This window comes from Dietzia sp. DQ11-71, assembly GCF_014144995.1.
GTDB classification, from domain to species: domain Bacteria; phylum Actinomycetota; class Actinomycetes; order Mycobacteriales; family Mycobacteriaceae; genus Dietzia; species Dietzia kunjamensis.
In genome coordinates this window covers 1-6833 of record NZ_JAALDT010000266.1, presented here as the reverse complement: position 1 = coordinate 6833, position 6833 = coordinate 1, and the positions used below count along the sequence as shown (strand labels likewise).

Annotated in this window: 10 protein-coding genes; 7 read left to right on the top strand and 3 right to left on the bottom strand. The window is 68.7% G+C overall.

Annotated features, from left to right (window positions below; translation table 11 throughout):
- Positions 1-65: 65 nt before the first annotated feature.
- The 6 genes from G6023_RS10045 (at position 66) to G6023_RS10020 (ending at position 4438) form a co-directional block, all read left to right on the top strand.
- A complete protein-coding gene (locus G6023_RS10045; protein WP_050797185.1) occupies positions 66-995 on the top strand; it encodes an alpha/beta fold hydrolase in 930 nt (309 codons plus the stop codon).
- Between the two features lie 181 nt (positions 996-1176).
- Entirely contained in the window at positions 1177-1560 is a 384-nt protein-coding gene (gene trxA, locus G6023_RS10040; protein ID WP_007631129.1) for a thioredoxin, read from the top strand.
- 159 nt (positions 1561-1719) lie between these two features.
- Entirely contained in the window at positions 1720-2841 is a 1122-nt protein-coding gene (locus G6023_RS10035; protein WP_007631130.1) for an NDMA-dependent alcohol dehydrogenase, read from the top strand.
- A gap of 143 nt (positions 2842-2984) precedes the next feature.
- Entirely contained in the window at positions 2985-3311 is a 327-nt protein-coding gene (locus tag G6023_RS10030) for a metal-sensitive transcriptional regulator (RefSeq protein ID WP_376780931.1), read from the top strand.
- An 88-nt stretch (positions 3312-3399) separates the two neighbouring features.
- Positions 3400-3786, top strand: a complete 387-nt coding sequence (locus tag G6023_RS10025; protein WP_007631133.1) for a DUF302 domain-containing protein — start codon at positions 3400-3402, stop codon at positions 3784-3786.
- 13 nt (positions 3787-3799) lie between these two features.
- Positions 3800-4438, top strand: a complete 639-nt coding sequence (locus G6023_RS10020) for a DUF1707 SHOCT-like domain-containing protein (protein ID WP_182635276.1) — start codon at positions 3800-3802, stop codon at positions 4436-4438.
- On the opposite strand, the gene G6023_RS10015 is transcribed toward G6023_RS10020, so the two are convergent.
- From G6023_RS10015 to G6023_RS10005, 3 genes are read right to left on the bottom strand one after another with little or no spacing between them, the layout of a single operon-like run.
- The gene (locus G6023_RS10015) at positions 4435-4950 is read right to left on the bottom strand and encodes a dihydrofolate reductase (protein ID WP_182635274.1); all 516 of its coding nucleotides are present in this window, start codon (positions 4948-4950) and stop codon (positions 4435-4437) included. The two genes, G6023_RS10020 and G6023_RS10015, sit on opposite strands and share 4 nt — an antisense overlap.
- 17 nt (positions 4951-4967) lie before the next feature.
- The gene (locus G6023_RS10010) at positions 4968-5768 is read right to left on the bottom strand and encodes a thymidylate synthase (RefSeq protein ID WP_182635272.1); all 801 of its coding nucleotides are present in this window, start codon (positions 5766-5768) and stop codon (positions 4968-4970) included.
- Between the two features lie 28 nt (positions 5769-5796).
- Positions 5797-6546 carry a 3'(2'),5'-bisphosphate nucleotidase CysQ gene (locus tag G6023_RS10005; RefSeq protein WP_182635270.1) on the bottom strand — a complete coding sequence of 250 codons (750 nt, stop codon included), beginning with the start codon at positions 6544-6546 and terminating at the stop codon, positions 5797-5799.
- Positions 6547-6612: 66 nt separating this feature from the next.
- Here G6023_RS10005 and G6023_RS10000 point away from each other — a divergent pair.
- On the top strand, positions 6613-6833 hold a 221-nt coding region (locus G6023_RS10000; protein WP_182635268.1), incomplete at its 3' end, for a DEAD/DEAH box helicase.

Sequence of the window (6833 nt, the reverse complement as noted above, 5' to 3'; positions counted from 1 at the left end):
CGTGGTAGAACGGCACGAGAACACGTTCCACCGATGGGGTGGGCGGCATCCCGGGAGGCCCGTACATGTCGAGTACCGAGACGATCTGCGAACCGCGGCAGTTCACGGTGGAACGCGACGGCGGTGTCACGCTGGTCGGCGAGGTGTGGGATCCGGTGGATCCGGCGGGCGACTCGCTCGACCCGGTCGAGGAGATCCTCATGCTGCACGGGGGTGCCCAGACCCGCCACGCGTGGAGCCGCGCCGCCCGCCGGCTGTCGGGGGAGGGGTACAGGGTCACCGCGATGGACGCCCGTGGTCACGGGGACAGCGACTGGGATCCGGAGGGTGACTACGACATCCACCGGCTGGCCGCGGACCTCGAGGCGATCGTCGCCGAGCGGTTCCCCTCCCGGCGTCCGGTGATCGTCGGCGCGTCCCTCGGCGGGATGACCGCGATGCTCTCGCTGGGCACCGGCAAGGACGTCGCCCGTGCGCTCGTCCTGGTGGACGTCACCCCGAAGCTTGAGGCAAAGGGTGTCGAGCGGGTCGGGGAGTTCATGCGCTCCGGGTTTAACGGGTTCGCCAGTCTCGAGGAGGCCGCCGACGCGATCGCCGCCTACCAGCCGCAGCGCAAGCGACCGCCTAATCCCGAGGGCCTGCGCAAGAACCTCCGGCTGCGCGAGGACGGACGGTGGCACTGGCACTGGGACCCCCGCTTCGCCGGTTGCGCCTCGGCCGACAACGCGGAACTCGGCAACGCCTTTTTCGAGGAGCTCGTCCCGCACATCACGCAACCGACCCTGCTCATCCGGGGCTCGGCGTCGGACATCGTCAGTGACGAGTCGGTGCGGCACCTGCGGGGGCTGCTCCCGCACGCGTACACGATGGAGGTGCCCGACGCCGGGCACATGGTCGCGGGCGACGACAACGCGGTCTTCCTCGACCAGCTCGAGAAGTTCCTCGCCGAGGTCCTCGACTCGCCGCCCCGCCGGGAGACGTCCCGGGAGGCGTGAGGCCAGGGGGGAGCTGGGAATAACCCGCCTCCGGCGACGTTGTCACTGACTACGCGCGGCATTCATACCCCCAGAGGTATGGATTGTCGCGGAAGGTCGTCGCCGGCGCGGGCTGTCCGTAGGCTGGCGGCGTAACGAGACGGGACGAGAGCCGCCCCGTCCGCGCTAGGAGGGCATTCGTATGAGCACCGTCGACATCACGACCGCCGAGTTCGAGAAGACCGTCACCGAGAACGACATCGTCCTGGTGGACTTCTGGGCCGAGTGGTGTGGCCCGTGCAAGGCGTTCGGTCCGGTCTACGAGAAGGTCTCGGGCAAGAACCCCGAGCTGACCTTCGCCAAGGTGGATACCGACGCCGAGCAGCAGCTCGGAGCGATGCTGCAGATCCAGTCCATCCCGACGCTCATGGCGTTCCGCGAGGGCATCGCGGTGTTCCGCCACTCGGGTGCCATCCCGGAGCAGGCTCTGGACGACCTGGTCGAGCAGATCAAGGGGCTCGACATGGACGAGGTCCGCAAGGCCGTCGAGGAGGCGCAGGCGCAGCAGGGTGACGCGCAGCCCTGATCGGCGGGTCGATCCACTCTCCTGACGGGACGACGGCGGCGGCGGGGTCCCGCCGGAACACGTTCCGGTAACCACCCCACGGGGTTCACCTATGGGGCTAACGTTGCTAGAACACGTTCCAGTGACGGGCTTCGCCCCGTCGCGCCCGGAGGGAGTTCAATGAAGACCAAGGCCGCCATCGTCCGAGAGCTCGGCAAGCCGTTCGAGATCGTCGAGGCCGAGCTCGACGGACCCAACTTCGGCGAGGTGCTCGTCAAGTGGAAGGTCGCCGGCCTCTGCCACTCGGACCTGCACATCACCAGCGGCGACCTGCCGGGTCGCCTGCCGATCGTCGGCGGTCACGAGGGTGCGGGCGTCGTCGAGGCGGTCGGTGACGGCGTCACCCACGTTCAGCCCGGCGACCACGTGGTGGGGTCGTTCATCCCTGCCTGTGGCAAGTGTTCGGCCTGCGCGCGCGGGATGACCAACCTCTGCGACGGTGGCCTCAACGGCACCATCGGTGAGATGGCCGACGGCCGCTACCCGTTCGCACTGGACAACGGCGAGACCGCCGGTGCCATGTGCACCCTGGGTACGTTCTCGCAGTACACCGTGGCCAACATGAACTCGGTGGTCAAGGTCCAGGACTGGATACCCTTCGAGGTCGCGGCCCTGGTGGGTTGTGGCGTCACCACCGGCTGGGGTTCCGCCGTCTACTCCGCCGACGTCCGGGCCGGCGACACCGTCGTAGTGTTCGGCATCGGTGGCATCGGCATCAACGCCATCCAGGGCGCCAAGCACGCGGGCGCCCGGTTCATCCTCGCCATCGACACCGACGAGTCGAAGCTGGCCAAGGCCAAGGAGTTCGGCGCCACCCACGTCTACACGGACGTCGACGAGGCCAAGGCCGAGCTGCCGGGCCTGACCTGGGGCACGATGGCGGAGAAGGCCATCATCACCATCGGCGTGGCCGACGCGAAGGTCACCGCCGACGCGACCGACATGGTCGGTAAGCGCGGCGTCGTCGTGCTCACCTCGATGGGCGGCCTCGACAACCAGTCGATCTCCCTGCCCGGCTTGTTCGTCTCGCAGTACGAGAAGGTCATCAAGGGCTCGCTCTTCGGCTCCGCCAACGCCTTCCACGACATCCCCAACATCCTGCGTCTGTGGGACGAGAAGCAGCTCAAGCTGGACGAGCTCATCACGCACCGCTTCACCCTCGACCAGGTCAACGAGGGCTACGAGATCATGGAGCGCGGCGGCGAGGGCATGGTCCGCGGGATCATCGTCCACGACGACTGACCGTCAGCTGGGCCGACAGTAACCGGCACTCGCGGAAATATACCCCCGCGGGTACACTGGAGTCATCCGGTGGACCCACGGGGGTCTCGCGTCAGTCCACCTTCACCGTCCGAGACCATCAGTGACCCACGAGAGGCACGACGATGTCAGAAACCGAGCGGGCAGTGTCCGACAAAGCAGTGTCCGCAAAAGCTGTGTCCGCAAAAGCTGTGTCCGAGCCCAGGCAGCAGGTCCTCAACAGGTTGCGCCGCGCGCGCGGCCAGCTCAACGCGGTGATCGACATGGTCGAGCAGGAACGCTCGTGCAAGGAGATCGTCACCCAACTCGCGGCGGTGTCCAAGGCGCTGGACCGTGCGGGGTTCAAGATCATCAGCGAGAACATCCAGGAGTGCATCACCCGCGACGGCGAACCCGGCGCGGACGGGGTGGACCTGCCCGAGCTCGAGAAGCTGTTCCTCTCGCTCGCCTGACCACCGCCCGGCGCCGTGGCAGGCTGGGGGACGACACCGGAGACCAGAACCGACAAGACCAGCACCGACGACACCGGAGGTAGTCGACATGGACATCGGAATCGGCACGTTCACCGAGATGGAGTTCGACGAGGCGGTGGAGGCGACCCGTGCTGCGCTCGCCGACCGCGGGTTCGGGATCCTCCACGAGATCGACCTCACGGCCACCCTGAAGAACAAGATCGACAAAGACATCGAGCGTGTCCTCATCCTCGGCGCCTGCAATCCCGGGTTCGCGGGGAAGGCGTTCGACGTGAGCAAGGACGTCGCCCTGATGATCCCGTGCAATGTGGTGATCCGCGAGTCCGGCGGCGGCTGCGTGATCGAGGCCCAGAACCCGGATCTCCTCTCGCAGGTCATCTCCGGTGGCCTGCAGGACCTCGCCGACGAACTGACCACCGACATGCGCTCGATGATGAAGGACCTCACGCGCTGAGTAACCTGGGGGCATGAACCCGGAGCAGGACAACGACCCACGGACCCTGGCCCAGCGGCGCCTCGAGGCGATGGTGGGGCGAGGTGAGTTGTCGCTCGCCGAGTTCTCGGACCGAGCGGCCAAGATCTGGGCCGCGACCTGCCCCGCGGAACTCGAGGTGGCGCTGAGCGGTCTCCCCGCCGACCGGCCCGGCCCGGCACAGCACGCCCGACCGGCGCCGGTCGGCCCGGTGCATTCCGCGCCGCCGGCCACCCGTCCCGGCAGCGCGATCACCGTGGACGAGAGCCAGAAGAGGACCTCCGTCTTCGACACCCTCAAGCGCGAGGGCCGCTGGATGCTGCCGGACGACTACCGACTGACGTCGTGGCTGGGTGAGATCTACCTCGACGCCCGAGAGGCCGTCGTCGACCGCCCGCGCACCCACCTCCAACTGGACCTGTGGGGCGCCAACGCCAAGATCCTCCTCCCGCCCGGGGTCTCGGTGTCGATCACCGGCAACCGGACCATGAGCGAGCTGAAGATCGACGAGGGGCGCTACGACGTCCACGGCGGTCCCCACCTGGACATCGAGATCAACGGGTTCATGGCGGGCGCGAAGATCAAGATCCTCGCCGCGGGGGAGAAGATCCCCAAGACCTGGAAGTGGTTCTAGGAGATTCTCCGGCGACGCCACACGGTGTGCCGGTGCCGCACCTCGTCGTCGTACCCCTCGACCCGACTCCGTGGATCGGTGATCCACTTACCGACCTCGACCAGCTCCCAGGCGTCGTCCAGTTCGGGCGCCAGCACTACGCCCGGCGCCTCGGCGTCGATCTCGGTCACCAGACACTCGTCCGCGGCGGACAGCGCCGCGGCGTAGATCTGGCCGCCGCCCATCACCGCGGCCTCCGGGCCCGCGAGTTCCAGGGCGCGCTCCACGGACCCGGCGCGTTCCGCGCCGTCGGCCGACCAGTCGGCGTCCCGCGTGCACACGACGTTGCGACGGCCGGGCAGGGGGCGGAACCGCTCCGGGATCGAGTCCCACGTCGCGCGGCCCATCACCACGGGACGCCCGACGGTGGCCTGCTTGAAGAACGCGAGGTCCTCGGGGATGTGCCACGGCATGTCTCGGCCGTCACCGATCACCCCGCCGCGGGCCTGCGCCCACACCATCCGCACGGTCACCGCAGCCGTCCGCCGGATCAGACCGCGACCGGGGCCTTGATGCCCGGGTGGTGCTCGTAGCCAATGAGCTCGAAGTCCTCGAAGGTGTAGTCGAAGACCGACTTGGCGCGGTTCAGCCGCAGCTCGGGGTACGGGTACGGCTCCCGCGAGAGCTGTGTGCGGACCTGCTCGACGTGGTTGTCGTAGATGTGGCAGTCGCCGCCGGTCCAGACGAACTCGCCCACCTCGAGCCCCACCTGCTGCGCCACCATGTGGGTGAGCAGGGAATAGGAGGCGATGTTGAACGGCACGCCCAGGAAGAGGTCGGCGCTGCGCTGGTACAGCTGACAGCTGAGCTTGCCGTCGGCCACGTAGAACTGGAACAGCAGGTGGCAGGGCGGCAGGGCCATGTCCGACAACTCGCTGACGTTCCACGCGGAGACGATGTTGCGCCGCGAGTCCGGGTCGGTCCTCAGCAGCTCCACCGCCGCGGTGATCTGGTCGATGTGGGCGCCGTCGGGGGTCGGCCACGAGCGCCACTGCACCCCGTAGACGGGCCCCAGCTCACCGTCGGCGTCCGCCCACTCGTCCCAGATCGTCACACCGTTCTCGCGCAACCACCCGACGTTGGAGTCGCCACGCAGGAACCACAGCAGCTCGTACGCCACGGACTTGAAGTGCACGCGCTTGGTGGTGATCAGCGGAAACCCCTGCGCCAGGTCGTAGCGCAGCTGGTGGCCGAACAGGCTCCGCGTGCCCGTGCCGGTGCGATCCGCCTTGGGGGTGCCCTGCTCCAGGACCAACCGCAGCAGGTCCTCGTACGGGGTGGGGACGGTCATGGCGCTCAAGTCTACTCAAGCTTTCTGTTCACGCCGTCCAGACCGGGTGCCCCGCCGTCACGGCGAGCACCTTCTCGGTGAGATCGGGGCGGCACACCAGGATGTCGGGGGAGTAGGTGTCGGACTTGTTGAACTCGAGAGGCGACCCGTCGATCCGGGAGGCGTGTAGCCCGGCGGCGAGCGCCACGCCGACGGGCGCCGCCTGGTCCCACTCGTTCTGGCCGCCGGCATGGAGGTAGAGGTCGGCGTCGCCGAGCAGGACGGAGAGCATCTTGGCGCCGGCCGACCCCATCGGCCGCACGTGCAGCCCGAGCTCGTCGGCGACCCCGTGGATCCCGGCGGGCGGGTTGTTGCGACTGATCACCATGGCCCCCGAACTCGGGCCATCGACGTAGTCGACCTGGTCCGACCGGAACACCCGGCCCGCGTCCGGGAGCCCGACCGCGGCGACGGTGGGCCGGCCGTCGACGACGAGCGCGACGTGGACCGACCAGTCCGACCGGCCGGTGGAGAACTCCTTGGTGCCGTCGATCACGTCGATGATCCACACCCGTGACTTGGCGAGGCGGCTGCGATCGTCGGCGACCCCCTCCGAGAGGATCCCGTCGTCCGGTCGGTGCACGGCGAGTACCTCGCCGGTCCAGTCCTCGGCGACGTCGTTCGCCACACGCGCGAGCGAACGTCCGTGCAGCAGGCCGCCCGCGCGGGTGCCCCGGACGATGTCCCCGATGCCGGTGGCGAGGTGGGAAGCCAGGTCGTGGTCGTCGAGATCGCGCATGAGCACACTCTACGGAGCCACGTCCGTGTCACGGCGTGTGTCGTAGCCGTACGACATCATGTGTTCATGTCCGTCGCCCTGGACCGGTTCCACCCGGCCACCGCCTCCTGGTTCCGTGGTGCGTTCGGCGCGCCCACCGCCGCGCAGTCCGGTGCGTGGGCGGCCCTCGCGGGCGGTGCCCACACCCTGGTCGTCGCACCGACGGGCTCGGGCAAGACGCTGTCGGCGTTCCTCGCCGCGCTCGACGGACTGCTCCTGGGCCCGGCCGAACCCGACCCGGGCAGTGC

What these genes read in the sequence shown, in the direction of transcription:
- trxA (WP_007631129.1), top strand. Translation starts at nt 1,177, where the DNA reads ATGAGCACCGTCGACATCACGACCGCCGAGTTCGAGAAGACCGTCACC.
- G6023_RS10010 (WP_182635272.1), bottom strand. Translation starts at nt 5,768, where the DNA reads ATGACCGTCCCCACCCCGTACGAGGACCTGCTGCGGTTGGTCCTGGAG.
- G6023_RS10020 (WP_182635276.1), top strand. Translation starts at nt 3,800, where the DNA reads ATGAACCCGGAGCAGGACAACGACCCACGGACCCTGGCCCAGCGGCGC.
- G6023_RS10005 (WP_182635270.1), bottom strand. Translation starts at nt 6,546, where the DNA reads ATGCGCGATCTCGACGACCACGACCTGGCTTCCCACCTCGCCACCGGC.
- G6023_RS10025 (WP_007631133.1), top strand. Translation starts at nt 3,400, where the DNA reads ATGGACATCGGAATCGGCACGTTCACCGAGATGGAGTTCGACGAGGCG.
- G6023_RS10045 (WP_050797185.1), top strand. Translation starts at nt 66, where the DNA reads ATGTCGAGTACCGAGACGATCTGCGAACCGCGGCAGTTCACGGTGGAA.
- G6023_RS10035 (WP_007631130.1), top strand. Translation starts at nt 1,720, where the DNA reads ATGAAGACCAAGGCCGCCATCGTCCGAGAGCTCGGCAAGCCGTTCGAG.
- G6023_RS10030 (WP_376780931.1), top strand. Translation starts at nt 2,985, where the DNA reads ATGTCAGAAACCGAGCGGGCAGTGTCCGACAAAGCAGTGTCCGCAAAA.